Source organism: Spirulina sp. LEGE 11439 (genome assembly GCF_059821285.1).
On the sequence record NZ_JCAMRX010000035.1, the window covers coordinates 35029 to 54424 of the forward strand.

Sequence of the window (19396 nt, forward strand, 5' to 3'; positions counted from 1 at the left end):
AAATAATTAAGGTCTCAAGTCTCCTTATTCCCAAACTCTCGGTTTCATTGTTCATTGTTCATTGAAATGACGAGTCGCGATCGCCAATCTACCGCAAAACTGTCTGAGAAAGGTTAACATTAGTTAATATAGTGACATGAGAAACACAAAATAATAAATCTGCCCGAGAACGTCTGTTTGCTGCCGACAGCTTGGGAAGCCCGCAATTCATACCCACCATTACATCGTTACGATAGGAGTTCCACCGCGTGAGCAACAACAAAAATAAAAAATGGCGCAATGCAGGACTGTACGTTCTTTTGGTGATCGTCGTCCTCGCCTTGGGTTCTGCCTTCTTAGAGAGTCCGGGGGAAAATCGCACAACTTGGAAATATAGCCAACTCATTCAAGCTGTCCAAGGCGATCGCATCGATCGCATTAAACTCAGCGCCGATCGCACCCAAGCCATTGTCACCGATCCCTCAGATCCCAATGGTGCTCAAGCGATCGTCAATCTGCCCAACGATCCCCAACTGATTCAAATTTTAACGGAACACAACGTTGATATTGCTGTTCAACCTCCCAAAGATGACAGTTTCTGGTTTCGCATTCTCAGCAGTCTCTTCGTCCCTGCTTTACTATTAATCGGTTTATTTTTCTTGTTACGTCGCGCCTCTAGCGGTCCAGGTTCCCAAGCCATGAATTTCGGGAAATCCAAGGCACGAGTGCAAATGGAACCCCAAACCCAAGTCACTTTTGGCGATGTCGCCGGCATCGAACAAGCCAAACTCGAACTGGCCGAGGTTGTAGACTTCCTCAAAAACGCCGATCGCTTCACGGCAATTGGAGCAAAAATCCCCAAAGGCGTTCTTTTGGTCGGACCTCCGGGAACCGGTAAAACCCTCCTTGCCAAAGCCGTTGCCGGAGAAGCAGGCGTTCCCTTCTTCAGTATTTCCGGCTCTGAATTCGTGGAAATGTTTGTCGGGGTGGGTGCTTCTCGGGTACGCGACCTCTTTGAACAAGCCAAAGCCAACGCCCCTTGTATCGTCTTCATCGATGAAATTGATGCCGTCGGTCGCAGTCGCGGCGCGGGTTTAGGTGGCGGTAACGACGAACGGGAACAAACCTTAAACCAGTTACTCACAGAAATGGACGGGTTTGAAGGCAATACAGGCATTATCATTATTGCCGCCACCAACCGCCCAGACGTTCTCGATGCGGCCTTGTTGCGTCCCGGTCGCTTCGATCGCCAAGTTGTGGTCGATCGCCCGGACTATGCCGGCCGTCGGGAAATCCTGCAAGTTCACGCCCGAGGCAAAACCCTCTCGAAAGATGTGGATCTCGACAAAATCGCTCGCCGCACCCCCGGTTTTACCGGTGCCGACCTCTCCAACCTGTTAAACGAAGCCGCAATTTTAGCCGCGCGGCGCAACCTGACGGAAATTTCGATGGATGAAGTCAACGATGCGATCGATCGCGTTTTAGCGGGTCCGGAGAAAAAAGACCGCGTGATGAGCGAGAAACGCAAGCAACTCGTGGCTTATCACGAAGCCGGTCACGCTTTAGTCGGTGCATTGATGCCGGACTACGATCCCGTACAGAAAATCAGTATTATCCCTCGAGGTCGCGCGGGCGGGTTAACCTGGTTCACCCCCAGCGAAGAACGCATGGACTCGGGCTTATACTCTCGTTCTTACCTGCAAAATCAAATGGCAGTTGCTTTGGGGGGTCGCATCGCAGAAGAAATCATCTTTGGGGAAGAAGAAGTCACCACAGGAGCTTCTAATGACCTGCAACAGGTGGCGCGAGTGGCTCGCCAGATGATCACCCGTTTCGGCATGAGCAACGTTCTCGGTCCGGTGGCTTTGGGTCGTCAAAATGGGAATGTCTTCCTCGGTCGGGAAATTGCTGCCGATCGCGACTTCTCTAACGAAACCGCCGCCCTTATCGATGATGAAGTCCGCCAGTTGGTGGATGTGGCTTACGATCGCGCCAAGCAAGTTCTCACGGAAAACCGCAGCATTCTCGATCGCCTTGCCGAAATGTTAGTCGAAAAAGAAACCGTTGATGCCGAAGAATTACAAGAACTCTTGAATGTCAATGAAGTCAAAATGGCTGCATTTGCCTAATTGTCATTCCTTCTGAAACCTGAAAATCTTTAGGGTGCGTTCAATTGAACGCACCCTCTTATATTTTTAATTAAACATCGCTAAAACATTTCTTGCAAAGCCGAAACTACGATCGCGATATTTTCCTCGGTTAAACCCGGATACATGGGCAGGGAAAGGATTTCTTGACATAATAATTCAGATTGGGGGAAATCTCCCTCTCGATAGCCCAAAAACTTGTAAGCGGGTTGCAAATGGCAGGGAATCGGATAATGAATGCCCGTTTGAATGCCGCGATCGCCGAGTTTTTCTTGAATTTTCTCGCGGCTGAGGGTTGAGGCAGAAAGAACGCGAATCACGTAAAGATGATAGATATGTCCCGTCCCGCTTTGATTTTGCATTGGCACGATGCCCGTTGAATTCAATGCCGCGATCGCCTTATCGTAACTTTGGGCCGCACGATTGCGATCGCGATTCCAGCCTTCGAGATGGGGGAGTTTGAGGTTGAGTACCGCCGCTTGTAAGGTATCAAGGCGGCTATTCGTCCCGAGTTCCTCGTGGACGTATTTTTTTGAGGCTCCATAGTTGCGATAAGAACGGACTTTTTTCGCGATCGCTTCCTCATTCGTGAGAACGATCCCCCCATTTCCCAACGCGCCTAAATTTTTACTCGGGTAAAAACTATAAGCGGCGGCGGCACCAATACTCCCCGCTTTCATTCCTTCTCGTTCTGCTAAGTGAGCTTGGGCAGCATCTTCAAAAATAAGGAGATTATAAGTTTTAGCAAAGTCTTGTAGCCGAGAAGGAGAGACCATCTGTCCGTAGAGATGAACCGGAAGAATTGCTTTTGTCCGAGGCGTAATCGCTTTAGCTGCCACTTCAAGATCGATGAGTGCCGTCGCGCGATCGCAGTCTACCAGAACCGGTTTTGCACCGCTTCGCAAGACACCAATAACCGTCGCAATAAACGTATTCGCTGGAACGAGAACCTCATCTCCTTCCCCAATTCCGCAGGCGTGCAAACCGAGAGCGATCGCTTCTGTTCCGGAACTGACCCCTATGCCATACTGAACCCTTGAAGCCGCCGCAAAAGTATTTTCAAACTCAGTCACGGCTTTTCCCAGAATAAAATCCCCTTGTCGAACCACAGTCATGAGGGCTTCTTGAATTTTGGCTTCTAGGGGTTGATGTTGAAGAGTCAGGTCAACAAAGGGAACTGTCATAATTAAATAATGAGTGGATAAAGGACAAGAGATTGCTGAATTGCAAATTCCTTATTTCCTTTTTACTCTATTCTTATTTGCAAATGTCACTCCCTTATCTAAGATGCGTCAATTCCCCTCAAAAAACGGCACAGAACGCTATCCGGTGTTCTCTCGCTTCTTTCCTCTCTTTTGCCTTCTGGGAATATTTTTCTCCTTCTCAGCGATCGCCGCGATCGCACCTCCCGAACGCGATCGCCGCCCAACTTCCCTATTACTGACTAAAACCTATGAAGGCTTTCAAATCGATGTGAAGGAGTGTGATTTTGCGATGCTTGAGGGTTGGTTTTACTGGTATATCGATACCTCTGGATTCTGCACGGTTGTTGTTGTTGCCAATGAAGAAGAAGCCATCCGACAATCTAATGACATCTTAGAATATTCTTTTAGTGTTATCAGAAGTGGGTATGGGACAAACTTGGAGAACTAGCTTGTCAGGAAAACCGGATTGCAGTATCGTGCAAAATGACTGGAAAATTCTCACGCTCTCCGAAAGGATAACTTGAAGATAGAGACTTCTTCTTTTCAATACGAGAAAAAGAAGAATACTGCACTACACTCTATTCATTGTTCACTGTTTACTGAAATGACGATTGCCAACTCAATTTCCTGTGATTCTCTGTATATTCGCTGTCTCGAACAAGTTGCAGCCGAAAACGCAATCGACAACGGGCAAGATATTTGCCAAGGTTTGCAATATCCATTTAAAATGCTACCGCCGCGCTATTTCTACGATGAAAAAGGTTCTCTTTTGTTCGAGGAAATTTGCGATTTACCTGAATATTATCCCACTCGTACAGAAGCAGGTATTTTAAAAGAATATGCTTTAGAAATCGCTCGCAAAACAGGTCATTGTGAATTGGTCGAATTAGGGAGTGGTAGTTCTACAAAAACCCGTTTTTTGTTCAATGCCTACCAAAAGCTATACTCTTCTTTATCTTATGTCCCTATTGATGTTAGCGGCGAAATATTAACCGAAAGTGCCAAACAATTATTGTTGGATTATTCTGCTTTGAAAATTCGCGGTTTGGTGGGAACTTACGAGCAGGCACTCGAACAGCTTGCGCCTTCTGCTTTGGGTGCAAGAATGCTGTTATTTTTAGGCAGTACCTTGGGAAATTTTTCGCCGCCAGAAAGCGATCGCTTTTTGTCTCACTTGGTTAGCACTCTACAATCGGGAGATTATTTCCTTCTCGGCATCGATTTACAAAAACAGAAAGCCATTCTCGAATCTGCCTACAATGACGATCGAGGTGTAACGGCAGCTTTTAATCTCAATATACTCGCTCACCTCAATTGGCGTTTTCAGGGAAATTTCGACCTCAATCATTTTGCCCATCGCGCTATTTATAACGAAGAAAAATGCCAGATCGAGATGTATTTAGATTGTTTGCGATCGCATTCCGTGAGTTTAGAATCGTTAAATTTAACCGTAGAATTTCAGCAAGGCGAAAGCATTCTGACAGAAATCTCTCGTAAATTTGCCCTCCCAACCCTCGAGCAAAATTTGCAGAGTTTAGGATTATCAGTATTACAAGCGCAGACGGACGATCGAGAATGGTTTGGGGTCATTTTATGCCAAAAATAATCTAAATCCCCCGATTCTGGGGGACTTTTCTTCTGGTTAGAAGCGGCAATTTGCCCTCAATCACATCAATTTTGCCTATTCTTTGCGATCGCTATAGGCGGCCATTGGTTCTTGGATAAAACGGATATAAAAGTGTTTAAAGGTGGAACGAAAAATACGCGGTAACCCGAAATCAATTGGCATAAGAGCTTCAGGAAGTTTCCAATCTTTCACTTGCAAATTGACAGGAGACTGTTTGGGGAAGTGAATTTGAGAGAATTCCGGACAGACTCCCAAACTCCGAGCCGCAACTACCGTCGGGACTAGAGCTGGCTCGACGTTTAAAAGATCCAATAAAGCCAAATCGAGGGCAAAAACATCCGCCGATGCGCCGAGAAGTCCCAAGAAACGAGGATCTCCGCCACTCGGACCATTGCCTTGATGAGCCATAATTCCGTCAATAATCGTCAGATTTGGCGCGATCCCGCGAGCAGTTTCTACAAGCATTTCTGCAAAGCGACTGGCATCTTTTCCTGCTTCGAGATGCCACCATGCTTTCATTTTTCCCGGCACGCAACCAAATAGGTTTTTGACACCAAGGGTCATGGTCAGTTGAATATGCGATTTGACTTTGGGCAAGTTAATGACAACATCGGCATCAAGGGCTTCTTTGGATAAACGCAAGTGCTTAAAGTTACTACTGTTAACGGCGTAGCGTTGCCCGCTAAATTCGACGATGGGAATATCTAATTCTTCGACAAAGGGAAGATAGCCGTTGTTTTTTGCGACTCCCTTCGCACTCCCAAAAGCGGGACTATCTCCTAAAAAAGGTTTTCCTCCGGCTTCTCGAACCATTTGCGCGAGACAATAAACGATTTCCGGACGAGTGACACATTCCCGCGTGGGTTGACTGCCTGTCAGGAGATTGGGTTTGAGGAGAACGCGATCGCCAGACTTAACAAAGGCTTCAATTCCTCCCAAGGGTTCGAGCAGTTCGGTTAAAGATTGACGCAGAAGCAGGCGATCGTAGGATTCGGCGCGAATTAAGCTGACAGAAGGCATAAGCAGTTTTTATTTATAGAGTACGATAATTTTTAAAAAATTGAAAGAATTCGATCGCGATCGCCTCTCTCGATTTTAAATCAACTTGGATTTGCATGGATGCAAGAAATTCTCTCGGGCAGCGATCGCTAATCAAAGCAAAATTTTTCACGATAATTTTTCGCAATTCTCATTTTTGAGAGAATATCACCAAACTACCTCTCTTACCGGCAGAATTGTTGGATTTCTTGCCAAATTTGCGGCAAGACATTTCCTAAAGTATGTTCGCTTTCTAATTCAACTAATTTAACATGGGGGTGTTTCTGTTGATAATTACGCGAGGTTTGAATGGGAATTGTCGCATCGTGCAGTCCGTGTAAAATGAGTGTTGGGACAACATCTTGCAACATCGAGTCCGGATACCGTTGCATATCTACTAAAAAGTCGTAATGTAAAGGAATGCGACGATTTTTACCGTAGTGATATATTGGTAAATATCCGGTTTCTTGCCATTGTTGTAGTTTTTGTTCTCCTAGCAAAGATAAAAAGTGATGGAGAAAGTTAAAGGCTGGGGCGAGACAGATAATTCGCTGGACGCGAGAATGTTGTTGTGCTAACCATGCGGCGGTTAAACCTCCAAAACTCGAACCGATCGCCGTAATAGGAGTATCTGTCTTGGGAAAAGTATCTTGAACTTTTTGGAGTTGGCGAGTTAAAGTAAGATGTGAAAAATCTCCTCCATCAAGCTCCAAGATATGCAAAATAATTCCCATTTCTGCAAAGCGATCGTGTAGATATCGAGCTTTGAGCGATCGCGGACTCGAGGCAAAACCGTGTAGATAGAAATAATCCATTCACTCTTGAAAAAAAAGACGTAGTAACTGCAAAGATTGAGTTTTTTTATTGCTTTTTTTGAAGAAAGATTAATACTAACAAATTATATTAAAATGTATAGATAAATTAAGAACAGAACCGATAAAGGCCGAACAGAAAGAAATTGCTCGTGTTCTTTCTGTTTTCCTTTATTTGGACAGTTGGTAGCGATAGGGGGTACACAAATCGAACAAACCGCCGACAAAGCCCCATGCACCGCCAATGGTTAAACTGCCTGTGACGGGGTGTCCATTGCCAAAAGTGGCTAAAAATTCTAAAACACGTTGGATATTGTTTTCCGCGATCGCTTGACAAGCCGGAATGCAGCTTAAACCCCACAAACCCACCAAAATTGCCGCACAAGTGACAATGGGGACAGTAAAACTAAAAAATGCACTGAGAGAGATAGATAGTAGCCAATTTCGAGGTAGTCTCATCACGGACGCTCCTTGATAGCAATGCAAAGACAAAGTATGATTTTGGCTTTGGTTTGGGATTACTTTTATACCTTAGAAGCCTAAATCGGAATTATCCGAAAAATGTTTTAAATCTTAAAAAAAGATTTGAAATCTTGTTAAACATTGGTAAATGTGTTGTAGGACACATAGAGACAGTTATCAGTCACCAGTCACCAGTTATCAGTTCAAGAATAGAGGGACAGCTTGCAGATTAACCATCACCCATTACTTAATTAAATCGCCAAGCTGTATGAGGATTTGATTCAATTGGCTATCTTTCTGGCGTTGTTGGGCGATTTTGTCACAACTATACATGACTGTTGTATGGTCTTTCCCGCCAAATTCTTCTCCTATTCTCGGTAAACTTAAATCGGTATGCTGTCGCATCAGATACATGGCAATTTGTCTGGCTTGGCTAATTTCGCGACGGCGGGAACTGCTTTTGAGATCGTCAATGGAAATTTTGAATGTCTCCGATACGGTATCTAAAATTGCTTGGGGGGTTGCTTTTACTTTCTCTGTTGTTGGATTTAAGACTGGGGCAATATGTTCGACGGTCATGGGTAGCCCGGAAATAGAAATATAAGCGATCGTGCGAATGAGTGCGCCTTCTAATTCTCGAATATTAGAAGTGTAGTGAGTCGCAATATATTCGATGACGTTCTGAGGAAGATGAATATTATTGTCTTCTCCTTTCTTTTGTAAAATTGCCATGCGGGTTTCTAAATCCGGCGGCTGGATATCGGCAATCAATCCCATTGAAAAGCGAGAACACAAACGCTCCTGTAAACGAGGGATGCGATCGGGGGAGCGATCGGCGGCCAAAACCACTTGTTTTCCGGCTCCGTGTAGGGTATTAAATGTATAGAAGAACTCTTCTTGGGTGGATTCGGTTCCTTCAATAAATTGAATATCATCGACTAATAAGACATCTGCTGCTCGATAGCGATCGCGAAAACTTTGCATGCTATCTTGACGAATCGCTGTAATCAGATCGTTCGTGAATTTTTCGGTGGAAACGTAAAAGACTTTAGAATCGGGATTGATTTCTAAGCGATAATTCCCGATCGCTTGCATGAGATGGGTTTTTCCTAAGCCGACTCCACCACAGAGAAACAAAGGATTGAATTCTCGTCCGGGGGACTCAGCAACCGCAAGCGAAGCAGCATGAGCCATACGACTATTTGCACCCACCACAAAACGAGAAAAAACGTATTTGAGATTAAACGGGGTTGATAAGGGATGGCGATCCTCACTAGGGAGAGAGTTGGGGAATTCTCGCGGTGGGGATAGCGGCCGTCCGATGGTATCATCCCCTCGCGCTGCGGTGAATTGAATTTCTACAGGATATCCTAAGATTTCCGTCGCCGCTTCTGTGACGATCGCCATATAATGCTTCTGCAACCAATTGCGCGTAAACGGGTTGGGGGCTTGGATAATCAAAGTACGATCGCGCAACTCTTGCAGGGTCGCTGGTGAGATCCACGTCTCGAAGGTGGGACGGGTCAGTTGAGCTTCCAAGCGTTTTAAAATAGCTTTCCACAGGCGATCGGGAGACATGAGCATTTTGAGTCGCTTCGGCAAACTCGAGACGGAGGTTCTGTATCTTATCTTAGTTTGGGGTAGATCTGTTGCTTTGTCCTTGTTGCGCGACTCGATCGCGGCGATCGAGAATCTAGAATAGGAGATAAGTCGCTTTTTTTCCGTATTATGTCTGAAATTCTCGATATTGCTCGGTTGGGTCATTCTATTTTGCGACAACGAGCCAAGACGATCAAAAATGTTACCGATCCTCGCGTGCAAATCTTAATCGATCGCCTGATCGCAACGGCGGCCTCAGCTAATGGGGTCGGTATTGCTGCACCTCAAGTCGCTTGCTCGTCTCGCTTGTTTATTGTGGCTTCAAGGCCGAGCGATCGCTATCCTTCTGCTCCGACGATGCAACCAACTGCGATGCTCAATCCCCACATTTTAGACCATTCCGAAGACATTGAAAAGGGTTGGGAAGGGTGTTTGAGCGTACCGGGAGTGCGCGGATTAGTGCCTCGATATCGAGAAATTGAGGTGGAATATTGCGATCGCCACGGCCATCTGCACAAAACCATCTTAACGGATTTCATGGCGCGAATTTTTCAACACGAACTCGATCATCTTAATGGTATTCTTTTTATCGATCGCCTCGAAAGTTCAGAAGATCGATTTACTGAGACAGAATATCAGAAAATTGTTGCAGGTTGTTAATTATTGGTTGTTTGAGTACCAATAACTAACAACCAATAATCAATAACAAAATGGAGTTTTATGAAAAAAGATAACATTACTCGCTATGCAGATCTTCTGGCGGCTTTAGGCTCTACTGCACGTTTGACTATTGTAAGTTTATTGGTTAAAAAGCACCCGCAAGGAATGATGGAAGCAGAATTACAAGCTCGCCTCAAAATTCCTCAAAGGAAACTCGCTCCTCATTTAGGCAAACTGCAACAACAAGGATTAGTGCGATCGCGTCAAGAAGGAAAGTTTGTCTACTATGCGATCGATGTTGATATTTTAGAAGATTTATTGGCATTTTTTTATGCAGAATGTTGCGTGCGTCGGCGAGTTGTTGACTGGAGTAAGGTCAGCAATATGAAAGATGAATTCATTAATGAAAATCATTTTTTAGATGTTCCTGATGAAGACGATCTCGAACATCTTGTCGATACGGCAATTTACGATCGCTTGGGAGGAAAAGCCTTACAAGTTTTATTACTGGCTCGTAACGAAGCGGCTCGCTTACAACATAATTTTATTGGCACGGAACAGATTTTATTGGGATTGATGGGAGAAGGAAGCGGAAAAGCCGCATATTTGCTTAAATCTTGGGGGATGGATTTAGGAGAAACGCGAAAAACAGTTAAAGAATTTATTGGTGAAGGTCGAGGTACGGGGGAAAAAATACCCTTAACTCCCAAGGCAAAACGAGTTTTGGAATTCTCTCTTGAAGAAGCGATCGCAGGAGGAAATCTTCTCATTAATACAGAACATCTCTTATTGGGTTTAATTCGAGAGTGGCAAGTCTCGCGAGAAAAGGAAGAAACTTTAAGTGTGGCTTCTCGATTATTGTCTCAACTCCCTCTTAATACTCAAACAATGCTCGAACAATTGCGATCGCATTTAGGCGGTATTTCTCTCTAAACTGTGGCCAGTTCGGGAAATTTTAATTAATTTAATGACTCCAAAAGAACAAGCCTCCTAAAATGAATAAGAGGAGAATAAAGGCAACACCGATAAATTGGTTATCCTGAGTATTAATTTCTTGGGGATCGACAGAGGAAGACTCATTGATGAAGCGATCGCGATTGACTTGCGGCTTGGATTTAACGCCAGCATAACGATTATATGAGCGACTTTCCTCTAAATTAACCAGATCGGGGATATTAGTCATCCATTCTTCTGGACGTTGAAGCTGGGGTGCTTTGAGAATATACAGTAAATTTTTTGCTTGTTTTTTGGTTTGGGGATCGGAGTGAAGTAAAAGTTTTTCACACAACGCGATCGCCTCTTCGCTGGCATTCGCTGCTTGATAAGCTGTCACTAACCACATTTGCACCTCTCCCCCTAAACGTGAAGGACGATTGACTAATTTGCAAGCAGCTTCTAAATAGGTAACACTCGCTCTATATTTGCCGCGTTCAAATGCGAGCTTGCCAGCTTGATAATTGCGCTGAAATACTTCTTTTTTCTCTAAATTATTTTGTTCGTTCATGATTAAGATTGCCGACCATTTTTTGAATTCAAAATTTTGACTTTTGAATTGATTATGACTGTATGAGAAGAAAAGCAAGACTTGCCAAACCCGAGGCTGCCAGGGGAGCGATCGCGATCGTTCCTTCTCCTGCACTTAACAATAGTAAAAAGTAAACATCCATATAAACCCGCGAGAAGTCTAAATAATAACCTAAAATTGTAATACTGCTAAAACAAAATAGCAACCCATAAGCCAGAGTCACCCCTAAAATTAAGCGATTTTGTTCTAGCCTGCGATAACTATGCAATGCGATTAAAATAAAACAAGCAATCAAAATGGCAAACAAATAAATTTCAAAAATGGTACTCACCGTAAATTCATTTTGAAAAAAGCCCGTAATTTTATCGATTATTCCCAAAAAAGGATAATCAAAATTTGTTTTTGTTCCTAATGTGCCGCGATCTTGAAAGCGGATCAATACATAAAAATTCCAAGCAAAAACAGGAACGAGAACGAGAAACAAGTATCGCAATTGTTTCCAGTTTCTTTGCCAGTAACTCACCAAAATAAAGGCAAACCAAACAATCAATACTGTTTCTCTTGTCAAACAAGCTAGAGTGAGAGATGTTGCGGTTAAAATTCGTCTATCTTTTTGATAGCAATAAAGAGAAGTGATGAGCAACAAAGTACTCAATAGATCTGATGTTGATAAGGAAAAAACAAACCAGCATCCCGGAATACAAAGCACGAGAAGCGAACGCCATCTCATCTCTAAATTTTCTTGTAAATATAGACCGCATAAGAAGGCAATCGCAACAATACAAAGCCCATTAATACCCACCATAATATAAGGAATTAAACGCGCATTTCCTAGCCCTAAAAAATAAGCAAGCCAAGGATAAAAAATTCGTCGGTAGCGATAGAGCGGGTGATCGAGTGCCGCAATTGTTCCATCCTGTTGTAAAAATGGATCGAAAGCAAGACTCAAAAATTGCTGTCCATCATATCCCAATTCTCCTTGATAAATAAAAGTATCTTGTGGGTTTAAAAAGGGGGACAAGGGAAGAACATCCCCAATACGAAAAAATCCCGTAATATTGCCGGAAAACTTAATAAAATACAGGAAGCAAAAAACAAGAATAACAACAATAGCAGTAATCGCCGTATTTCTGGCCAGAAGCGATCGCGGAAAAATTTTCATAAAACTTAAAAATCAACGAAGATATCGCCTAAATATCTTATCAGTCCTGATGACTGTCGCCTCAATCTGTAAATTAAATGTTAGTATCAATGACCGAGAATCATTGCGAGTAATTCCTATGTATAGAATGTTTCACTTTGTCTTTAAACGACCTAAAATCGCACTTTGGCCGCTTTTATTCTTTCTCGGAGGATTGTTATTTTGGACGACTCCTCAAATTGCTCAAAGTGCGACCTCAGATAATACTACTCCCGATCGCTACGTCCAAATTCGCGCTCTGGAAGGAAATGCAACGTTTAATGGTCAACCCGTTAAGGTTGGCGATCGCGTCCCGGTCAGCGAAACAGGGGTAGGTTTGGAAACGAGTGCGGGTTCTATGGCGACCCTAGAAATGGATGATACTATCGGTACGGTGGAGGTCGGCGAAAACTCTCAAATGAGAGTTACAAATTTAGATATTCTCGATAGTGGAGGAAAAACAACCGGAATGTTTCTAGCTAAAGGGAGAACAAGAGTTAGAGTTCGCCGCTTTAATAATCCCGACTCTCGGTTTAATATTAAAACACCTTCCGGGAATGCCGGGGTCCGAGGCACGGAGTTTGGTTTAATGGTATTACCCAGTGGAGAAACTCGCATGGCTGTCATTTCTGGCACTGTGATTCTCCAAGGAACCGATGGAGAAATTGAATGCAGTGAAGGAGGTGGAGGAGTTGTTTTTCCGGGGAAACCTCCCATTGCTTCGGGTCAAATTAAAGAGGCAAAAACAGTGAATCTAGAACTCTTATCTAACGGACGAGTTCGCGTGATGGCGGAGGTTCATCCCATTCATTTTGTTTATCTTAACGGTCAAGAAATCTCTCCGAATTCTCAGGGTGAATTTGTGGCCGAAATTCCCATTCCTAGCGATCGCCGCTTAACAGTTTCCATCGTCGATCCTCTAGGTCGAGAGTATATCTCTAACTTACGCGTTCCTTAGAAATTTTGGGTGCGTTAGCAACAGCATAACGCACCTTAATGATTATAATTTTAAGTGGTATTTTTTAACATATTTTCTCACAACAGGTTGCAAAGTAAAACTTGTTTCATTATCTTGAGTTTTAATTTTAATTAACGATCGCCGTTGGAGAGACTCGATCGCTGCGATCGCATCGTCAAGTTCTAAGCAATCTATAATTTTGTTCGCGATCTCTAACAAAGAAAGCGGCTGAGAAGATTGCGCCAAATGAGTTAAAATTTTAATTTCTAAAGCTGATATTTTCGCAAATCGTTCTTGTAAAATATGGGTAATTTCTGCGGGCAAATATGTTGCTTTTAGCCTCATATATTTGGCAACATCGCCATTGAAAAATTTTTGAATGGTGACCAGAATAAGATTTAAAGCCAAAGGATTTCCTTGATACAACTCAACAAACTCTGGCCAGCTTTGTTCCCCAGTCAAGTTTTTGTCTCGAAATAATTCTCTCGCTTCTTCTGAAGTTAAACCCGGTAATTCTAAAGAATGGACAACTTTTGTTGAATTTTCAAGCAGAATAATTTCCCTCAGCTTCTCTTGCGAATTTAATAGCAAGCAACTTTGATGAAGCGTTTCCCCTATCTGTTTAAAAAATTGCCCGTAATTTTCATATCCTTTGGTATAACCGCCTAAGCGATCGCTAGGCTGTAAAATAGTTTCAACATCATCGAAAACCAGCAAGCAGCGATGGTTTTGCAAACATTCCCAGATTAGCGAAACTCCCCGCTCTTTTAACGTTTCTCTCTGGCTAAATAACTGCAAAATTTCTGCCAATAAATCGAAAAGTGAAGGAAAATTTCGTAGCGATCGCCAAAATAAATAATCAAAGCGATCTTTAATAGTTTCCACAAACTGACGAGATAAAGTCGTTTTTCCGATTCCTCCCATTCCCCAAAGACAAACCATGCGACATTGTTCTTGCATCACCCAGCGATCGAGGGTTTGTAATTCCTGTTTGCGACCGTAAAATGGGGTAATATCGGGAGCTTCTCCCCAGTCTTGCTGTGGGGAAATATGAGGAATAGTTGGGGAAAGTTTCTGCTTTTTGGACTGAGGTGCGATCGCAACTTCACGACCCTTTTTTGCTCCCATTTGATAGCGTTCGAGAACCGTGCGGCAATTACTTTTACTTACTTTTTCTCCCAATATTTCCGATAGCGATCGCCACAAGCTGGGTCCGACATCTCGCATTAAATAATTGACGCTGTATTGAGATCTCAAAGCCATCTCATCATAAGCGATCCCTTGCCAAGTTCCTTGCAAGATTGTCATCTCCGGATCGCTCAAATGCCTGTTTTTCCTGACAAAGAGGATTTCATCCACCAGTTTTAGAGCTTGCTCGAATTCCATACACTTTGGCGCAATCTGAATTAATTTAAGGACTATACTTAGCATAACTCGAAGTTTCCCCGATGACTGAATATTGGGGAAAACCCGATTATATTTGGGTTTGAGGTTCGTGCTAGAGTTCGCGGCTAAGCAAGAGCCATCACCTTGATTGTAAGTTATGTCAAGCCCCTTATTAAGTATGTTATGGTGAAAAAAGATAATCAACAAACTATCTAACTCAGGGCGATCGCTGTAATGATTGCCCTTTTTCTTCTTAAACTTTCCACCAGAAAAACTTGACGAACCATAAAGTATGCTTTAGTATGTTGACAAGATTCCGGACAAACTCTGAAGGCTAACCGAGATCGAGCCATGTCCGATCGTGATTCTCGCGATCGCAGTCCCTGAGAGAGAGGCGGGTTGGAGTCAAAAAAACACGACAAGATTAGGGTTATGCTTTACGAAACCATTAATAATTTATCCCTCGACCTGCAAAATTCTTTAATTCTCTGTAACGGAACGACGCTGACTCACGCGCAAATCGGGACTGTTTTCGGGTGTTCTCAACTGCAAGCGCATCAAAGAATCAAAAGAGCAAGACGCAACCTATTAAAGAATTTTGCCACAAACATTGAAATTGCGGAAAATACCACCTCAAATAGTGAAACTTTGGTACACCTGAAAGCAAGAATAGAAGCAGAATTATCGGACCAAATCCAACAATTGTTTAGCGATCGCATTGATGGCATTTATCAATCCCTCGATCCCGAGAAAAAAAAATCTCTGGGTGAGTCGTTTTTTTCCCAGAAAGATAATTGATAATCGAGAAGAAACCATCGATGATTAATATCTAAATGTTTGCTCGCCTGCAACACTATTTGAGAACGAATCCACCTTGGATCGCGGGAGCGATCGCAACGGTTCTCACCCTGATTTCTCTTCCAACCGGAATCTGGAATCCCCTCGAACGCACGGGATATAACCTCCTATTTCAACTGCGACCCCCCCTTGAATGGGACGATCGCATCGTCATTATTGGCATCGATGAAAAGAGCTTGCAAGCATACGGACAGTTTCAATCATGGCAGCGCGATCGCTATGCCCAGCTTTTACAATCCCTCGATCCCGCTTATCCCCTCGTGGTAGGATTCGATATTATTTTCGCCGATCGCAGCCCCCAAGACCAAGAACTTGCCGCCGCCATAGACAACTTAGGAACCGTCGTCCTCGGACGGACTTGGACGCGATTGGAAAATGGGCGATCGACCCCCCTTGAACCCGTTCCTCTACTCGCCGAAGTTGCCGCCAACCAAGGGCAAATCGTCCACAAACGAGATCCCGATGGCATTTCCCGTCAAGGCACACTCTGGGTCAATAATAGTAATTTTGCCATTCCCAATTTAGGGGTAGCCGTAGTGGAAGTGGAAAACTTCTTGCGGGAAGCAGAAGGAAAAGCGAATATTGCTCAAATTCCCCCACCGGATGGCGATCGCGAGTTCCAAAATCGCCTCATTAATTGGGTGGGAAAAACAGAATTCTTACCCACCTATTCCTTTGTCGATATTGTGGAAGGAAACTTTAAACCCCAAGATTTACAAAATAAACTGGTTCTCGTGGGATTTACCGCCACTGCTGCGGACGATCCTTTGAGAACCCCTCTTGATGTCAATCCGCCCACCTCTGGGGTATACGTCCATGCTGCCATTATCGATAATCTTCTCGGCGATCGCTTTTTGCGTCGCTTGCCCTTATGGGGGGAAATTCTCCTCTTAATTCCCATCGGACTGCTGGCCAGTTTATTATTAGCTCAGCGCACCCTACAACGTCGCTTGGCCATGGTTCTTGCTTTTCCTCTGGTTTGGTTTGCCCTTGCCTCAATGATGCTGACATGGCGCACCCTTTGGATTCCCGTTGCCACCCCCATCGGCACCCTTTTCCTCACCGCAACAGGAATTCAATTGCGGGAACAATGGGAAAAACAGCAATTAATGAGTCTCTTTGAAAAATACGTTTCTCCAGAAACCGCGAGTTTAATTTGGCAACATAAAGACGAATTTTTCCAAGAAGGGGAATTATTGGCCGCCGAACTTGCTGCAACGGTTCTTTTTATGGACATTCGCGGATTTACCAGCATTTCGGAAAAGATGACTCCCCCAGAACTCTTTCGCTGGCTGAATCGCTATTTAGATACCATGACTGCCTGTATTATGGAACATGGTGGAGTTGTCGATAAATATATCGGCGATGCCATTATGGCCGTGTTTGGCGTGCCTTTTCCCCATACTCAATCGCAAAACATTCAACAAGATGCCATGAATGCGATCGCCGCCAGTATCGCCATGCACCAGCGCTTAGAACAATTGAACGTAGAACTGCAACAAAACAATTCCCCCCAAATTCGCATCGGAGTCGGCATCCATTCCGGGCTGTTAATGGCGGGAAGTTTGGGAGGAATGCAGCGCCTCAACTATTCTGTGGTAGGAGATACGGTCAATATTGCCGCCCGCTTGGAATCCCTCAATAAACAAATAACGGAGGAACGCCCCTATAATATTCTTATCTCCCGAGAAACTTATGAATTAGTCCGCGATCGCTTTACAGGCAAACCCGTCATGGAAATTCAACTGCGAGGGCGACAAGAAATGACCCAAATCTATACAGTTATCAGCGAACAGTTATCAGCGAACAGTGAAGAGAGAACCAATAATCAATAACCAATAACCAATAACCATGTCTTCTATTCAAAACCAACTCACGCAAAAATTTAGTCATGCTTTAGTCATCGCTTTTGGTGATGAGTTTCGCGATACCGATCCCCTTGTTGTCCCGGCCAGCAATCCGAGATTTGGGGATTATCAATCTAATATTGCCTTGAGTTTGACCAAACGCTTAAAGAAAAATCCGATTGCGATCGCCCAAGAACTCTGTCATCGTCTTGATGTATCTTTATTCTGTGAGACTCCTGAAATCGACCGGGGATTTATAAACCTCACTCTTAAACCGGACTATATAACAGAACAGTTAACAGCGATGGCAAGCGATCGACGGTTGGGAGTCGAAACAGCAAAGCAACCGCAAAAAATAATCGTTGATTTTTCTAGCCCCAATATTGCCAAAGAAATGCACGTCGGACATTTACGTTCTACGATTATTGGCGATAGTATTGCCAGAATTTTAGAATTTCGCGGTCACGATGTTTTGCGCCTCAATCACGTAGGAGACTGGGGAACGCAATTTGGCATGTTAATTGCCTATTTACGGGAAGTTCAACCGGACGCACTCACCACGGCTGATGCTTTAGAATTGGAAGATTTAGTCGCATTTTATCGCCAAGCTAAACAGCGATTTGATGAAGATGAGACATTTAAAGAAACTGCGCGTCAAGAAGTCGTGCGCTTGCAATCTGGCGCAGAAGACAGCTTGCACGCTTGGCAATTATTATGCGATCAATCGCGGCGAGAATTCCAAAAGATTTACGATCGCCTCGATATTCACCTGCAAGAACGAGGAGAATCTTTTTATAATCCCTTACTTCCCGGTATTATCGACCATTTAGACTCCGTAGGATTATTAGAGGAAAGCGACGGCGCAAAGTGCGTATTTTTAGAAGGATTTACCAACAAAGACGGCGATCGCCTGCCTTTAATCGTCCAGAAATCCGATGGCGGTTTTAATTATGCCACCACAGATTTAGCCGCTTTACAATATCGCACGGGAAAAGATGAAGTAGAACGCATTATTTACATCACTGATGCCGGACAAGGCAATCATTTTGCTCAAGTTTTTCAAGTTGCTCGAAAAGCCGACATTTTACCCGATACAGTAGAGACTGTTCACATTCCTTTTGGAGTCGTTAAAGGTAAAGACGGGAAGAAATTTAAAACTCGTGCGGGAGATACCGTCCGTTTGAAAGACTTACTCGATGAAGCCGTTTCTCGTACCTATCAAGACTTAGAGACTCGCTTGCAAGAAGATAACCGCACAGAAAGCGAACCTTTTAAAGAAAATGTGGCCGAAGTCGTGGGAGTGAGTGCCGTTAAATATGCCGATTTGAGTCAAAATCGTACCAGCGAATATATTTTTGATTACGATCGCATGCTGTCATTAAAAGGCAATACCGCCCCTTATCTTTTATATGCTTACGTCAGAACCCAAGGCATCGGACGCAAAGAAGATAAAATTAGTTCGAGTGCAATCACAACAGTAGAAACAACAGCGATCGCTAAAATCAGCCCCAAATATATCCAACAACAATTCCAAGAGAATTGGCCAACTTTCAAACCGATCGCGATCGCTACGGGAACTCTGGTCGCAAGCATTTTTGTTCTCGATGTTATTGTCAAACTTCATACCGCCATTCATTACATTCCCTTTCTCTCTCCCCTTCTCCAATTAACCGGTGTGGGATGTACATTGTGGTTTGCTTTTAAGCATCTCCTGTTGTTCAAAAAGCGCCAGCAATTGAACCAAAAACTCGAACAGACAAAACAAGAAATTCTCGGAACTCCCGATACCGTTAAAATACTGCCCCCAGCCCGCGATCGCATCTCCAGTTCTCAGCCCATTCTTCTCCAAGAAGAATCCGAACTCACCCTCGCCAAACACCTCTTACAACTCACCGATATTTTGGCAGAAGTCGAACGAGATTTATATCCCAATCGTCTTTGCCAATATCTCTATGAACTCAGTCAAAAATTCAATCAATTCTTTGAAAACTGCCCGGTTCTCAAAGCAGAAGAACCCGTTCGTACTTCCCGTTTAATGTTGTGCGATCTAACCGCGAGAACCTTGAAACAAGGACTATCTTTACTGGGAATTTCAGTTCTGGAACGAATGTAA

Annotated in this window: 19 protein-coding genes; 9 read left to right on the plus strand and 10 right to left on the minus strand. The window is 43.8% G+C overall.

What is annotated here, in order from left to right:
* Positions 1–248: 248 nt before the first annotated feature.
* Positions 249–2108: an ATP-dependent zinc metalloprotease FtsH3 gene (gene ftsH3, locus AC6RV6_RS20355; protein WP_500242707.1), complete on the plus strand. Its 1860-nt coding sequence runs from the start codon at positions 249–251 to the stop codon at positions 2106–2108.
* A gap of 80 nt (positions 2109–2188) precedes the next feature.
* On the opposite strand, the gene AC6RV6_RS20360 is transcribed toward ftsH3, so the two are convergent.
* Positions 2189–3310, minus strand: coding sequence for a DegT/DnrJ/EryC1/StrS family aminotransferase (locus tag AC6RV6_RS20360; RefSeq protein WP_500242708.1), 1122 nt, complete (start codon positions 3308–3310; stop codon positions 2189–2191).
* Positions 3311–3323: 13 nt separating this feature from the next.
* Between AC6RV6_RS20360 and AC6RV6_RS20365 the strand changes: the two genes are divergently transcribed.
* Both AC6RV6_RS20365 and egtD read left to right on the plus strand, forming a co-directional pair.
* Entirely contained in the window at positions 3324–3779 is a 456-nt protein-coding gene (locus AC6RV6_RS20365; RefSeq protein WP_500242709.1) for a hypothetical protein, read from the plus strand.
* A 156-nt stretch (positions 3780–3935) separates the two neighbouring features.
* Entirely contained in the window at positions 3936–4937 is a 1002-nt protein-coding gene (gene egtD / locus AC6RV6_RS20370; protein ID WP_500242710.1) for an L-histidine N(alpha)-methyltransferase, read from the plus strand.
* A 75-nt stretch (positions 4938–5012) separates the two neighbouring features.
* On the opposite strand, the gene AC6RV6_RS20375 is transcribed toward egtD, so the two are convergent.
* The 5 genes from AC6RV6_RS20375 to dnaA all read right to left on the minus strand — a co-directional run bounded on the left by AC6RV6_RS20375 (position 5013) and on the right by dnaA (position 8854).
* The gene (locus AC6RV6_RS20375; protein WP_500242711.1) at positions 5013–5978 is read right to left on the minus strand and encodes an Npun_F2552 family protein; all 966 of its coding nucleotides are present in this window, start codon (positions 5976–5978) and stop codon (positions 5013–5015) included.
* A gap of 13 nt (positions 5979–5991) precedes the next feature.
* On the minus strand, positions 5992–6129 hold the full coding sequence (locus AC6RV6_RS20380) for a hypothetical protein (RefSeq protein ID WP_500242712.1): 138 nt from the start codon (positions 6127–6129) through the stop codon (positions 5992–5994).
* Between the two features lie 52 nt (positions 6130–6181).
* The gene (locus tag AC6RV6_RS20385) at positions 6182–6811 is read right to left on the minus strand and encodes a YqiA/YcfP family alpha/beta fold hydrolase (RefSeq protein ID WP_500242713.1); all 630 of its coding nucleotides are present in this window, start codon (positions 6809–6811) and stop codon (positions 6182–6184) included.
* 168 nt (positions 6812–6979) lie between these two features.
* Positions 6980–7267 carry a hypothetical protein gene (locus AC6RV6_RS20390; RefSeq protein ID WP_500242714.1) on the minus strand — a complete coding sequence of 96 codons (288 nt, stop codon included), beginning with the start codon at positions 7265–7267 and terminating at the stop codon, positions 6980–6982.
* 246 nt (positions 7268–7513) lie between these two features.
* Positions 7514–8854 carry a chromosomal replication initiator protein DnaA gene (gene dnaA / locus AC6RV6_RS20395; protein ID WP_500242715.1) on the minus strand — a complete coding sequence of 447 codons (1341 nt, stop codon included), beginning with the start codon at positions 8852–8854 and terminating at the stop codon, positions 7514–7516.
* Positions 8855–8998: 144 nt separating this feature from the next.
* Between dnaA and def the strand changes: the two genes are divergently transcribed.
* Both def and AC6RV6_RS20405 read left to right on the plus strand, forming a co-directional pair.
* Complete coding sequence (def, locus tag AC6RV6_RS20400; RefSeq protein ID WP_500242716.1) at positions 8999–9529, plus strand: peptide deformylase; 531 nt, start codon at positions 8999–9001, stop codon at positions 9527–9529.
* Positions 9530–9589: 60 nt separating this feature from the next.
* Entirely contained in the window at positions 9590–10462 is an 873-nt protein-coding gene (locus tag AC6RV6_RS20405; protein ID WP_500242717.1) for an ArsR/SmtB family transcription factor, read from the plus strand.
* Between the two features lie 31 nt (positions 10463–10493).
* Here AC6RV6_RS20405 and AC6RV6_RS20410 read toward each other — a convergent pair whose 3' ends face one another.
* The gene (locus AC6RV6_RS20410) at positions 10494–11033 is read right to left on the minus strand and encodes a tetratricopeptide repeat protein (RefSeq protein WP_500242718.1); all 540 of its coding nucleotides are present in this window, start codon (positions 11031–11033) and stop codon (positions 10494–10496) included.
* Between the two features lie 52 nt (positions 11034–11085).
* Positions 11086–12216: an AZOBR_p60025 family cell surface glycopolymer formation protein gene (locus AC6RV6_RS20415; protein ID WP_500242719.1), complete on the minus strand. Its 1131-nt coding sequence runs from the start codon at positions 12214–12216 to the stop codon at positions 11086–11088.
* A 127-nt stretch (positions 12217–12343) separates the two neighbouring features.
* On the opposite strand from AC6RV6_RS20415, the gene AC6RV6_RS20420 reads away from it, so the two are divergent.
* Positions 12344–13192, plus strand: coding sequence for a FecR family protein (locus AC6RV6_RS20420; RefSeq protein ID WP_500242720.1), 849 nt, complete (start codon positions 12344–12346; stop codon positions 13190–13192).
* Between the two features lie 42 nt (positions 13193–13234).
* On the opposite strand, the gene AC6RV6_RS20425 is transcribed toward AC6RV6_RS20420, so the two are convergent.
* Both AC6RV6_RS20425 and AC6RV6_RS20430 read right to left on the minus strand, forming a co-directional pair.
* Positions 13235–14578, minus strand: a complete 1344-nt coding sequence (locus AC6RV6_RS20425; RefSeq protein WP_500242721.1) for a helix-turn-helix domain-containing protein — start codon at positions 14576–14578, stop codon at positions 13235–13237.
* A 212-nt stretch (positions 14579–14790) separates the two neighbouring features.
* On the minus strand, positions 14791–14931 hold the full coding sequence (locus AC6RV6_RS20430) for a hypothetical protein (RefSeq protein WP_500242722.1): 141 nt from the start codon (positions 14929–14931) through the stop codon (positions 14791–14793).
* 79 nt (positions 14932–15010) lie between these two features.
* On the opposite strand from AC6RV6_RS20430, the gene AC6RV6_RS20435 reads away from it, so the two are divergent.
* Genes AC6RV6_RS20435 through argS form a run of 3 tightly spaced genes read left to right on the plus strand, consistent with a single transcriptional unit; the run spans position 15011 to position 19396 of the window.
* Positions 15011–15376, plus strand: a complete 366-nt coding sequence (locus AC6RV6_RS20435) for a hypothetical protein (protein ID WP_500242723.1) — start codon at positions 15011–15013, stop codon at positions 15374–15376.
* 35 nt (positions 15377–15411) lie between these two features.
* Complete coding sequence (locus AC6RV6_RS20440; protein WP_500242724.1) at positions 15412–17271, plus strand: CHASE2 domain-containing protein; 1860 nt, start codon at positions 15412–15414, stop codon at positions 17269–17271.
* Between the two features lie 16 nt (positions 17272–17287).
* Positions 17288–19396 (plus strand): arginine--tRNA ligase, encoded by a 2109-nt coding sequence (gene argS, locus AC6RV6_RS20445; protein ID WP_500242725.1) that lies wholly within the window; start codon positions 17288–17290, stop codon positions 19394–19396.

Excerpts from the sequence above, each read along its gene's own strand:
- AC6RV6_RS20375 (WP_500242711.1), bottom strand. The coding sequence starts at position 5,978 with ATGCCTTCTGTCAGCTTAATTCGCGCCGAATCCTACGATCGCCTGCTT.
- AC6RV6_RS20420 (WP_500242720.1), top strand. The coding sequence starts at position 12,344 with ATGTTTCACTTTGTCTTTAAACGACCTAAAATCGCACTTTGGCCGCTT.
- AC6RV6_RS20405 (WP_500242717.1), top strand. The coding sequence starts at position 9,590 with ATGAAAAAAGATAACATTACTCGCTATGCAGATCTTCTGGCGGCTTTA.
- AC6RV6_RS20425 (WP_500242721.1), bottom strand. The coding sequence starts at position 14,578 with ATGGAATTCGAGCAAGCTCTAAAACTGGTGGATGAAATCCTCTTTGTC.
- AC6RV6_RS20360 (WP_500242708.1), bottom strand. The coding sequence starts at position 3,310 with ATGACAGTTCCCTTTGTTGACCTGACTCTTCAACATCAACCCCTAGAA.
- AC6RV6_RS20440 (WP_500242724.1), top strand. The coding sequence starts at position 15,412 with ATGTTTGCTCGCCTGCAACACTATTTGAGAACGAATCCACCTTGGATC.
- AC6RV6_RS20390 (WP_500242714.1), bottom strand. The coding sequence starts at position 7,267 with ATGAGACTACCTCGAAATTGGCTACTATCTATCTCTCTCAGTGCATTT.
- AC6RV6_RS20385 (WP_500242713.1), bottom strand. The coding sequence starts at position 6,811 with ATGGATTATTTCTATCTACACGGTTTTGCCTCGAGTCCGCGATCGCTC.
- egtD (WP_500242710.1), top strand. The coding sequence starts at position 3,936 with ATGACGATTGCCAACTCAATTTCCTGTGATTCTCTGTATATTCGCTGT.
- def (WP_500242716.1), top strand. The coding sequence starts at position 8,999 with ATGTCTGAAATTCTCGATATTGCTCGGTTGGGTCATTCTATTTTGCGA.
- AC6RV6_RS20410 (WP_500242718.1), bottom strand. The coding sequence starts at position 11,033 with ATGAACGAACAAAATAATTTAGAGAAAAAAGAAGTATTTCAGCGCAAT.
- dnaA (WP_500242715.1), bottom strand. The coding sequence starts at position 8,854 with ATGCTCATGTCTCCCGATCGCCTGTGGAAAGCTATTTTAAAACGCTTG.
- AC6RV6_RS20430 (WP_500242722.1), bottom strand. The coding sequence starts at position 14,931 with ATGGCTCGATCTCGGTTAGCCTTCAGAGTTTGTCCGGAATCTTGTCAA.
- AC6RV6_RS20415 (WP_500242719.1), bottom strand. The coding sequence starts at position 12,216 with ATGAAAATTTTTCCGCGATCGCTTCTGGCCAGAAATACGGCGATTACT.
- AC6RV6_RS20435 (WP_500242723.1), top strand. The coding sequence starts at position 15,011 with ATGCTTTACGAAACCATTAATAATTTATCCCTCGACCTGCAAAATTCT.
- argS (WP_500242725.1), top strand. The coding sequence starts at position 17,288 with ATGTCTTCTATTCAAAACCAACTCACGCAAAAATTTAGTCATGCTTTA.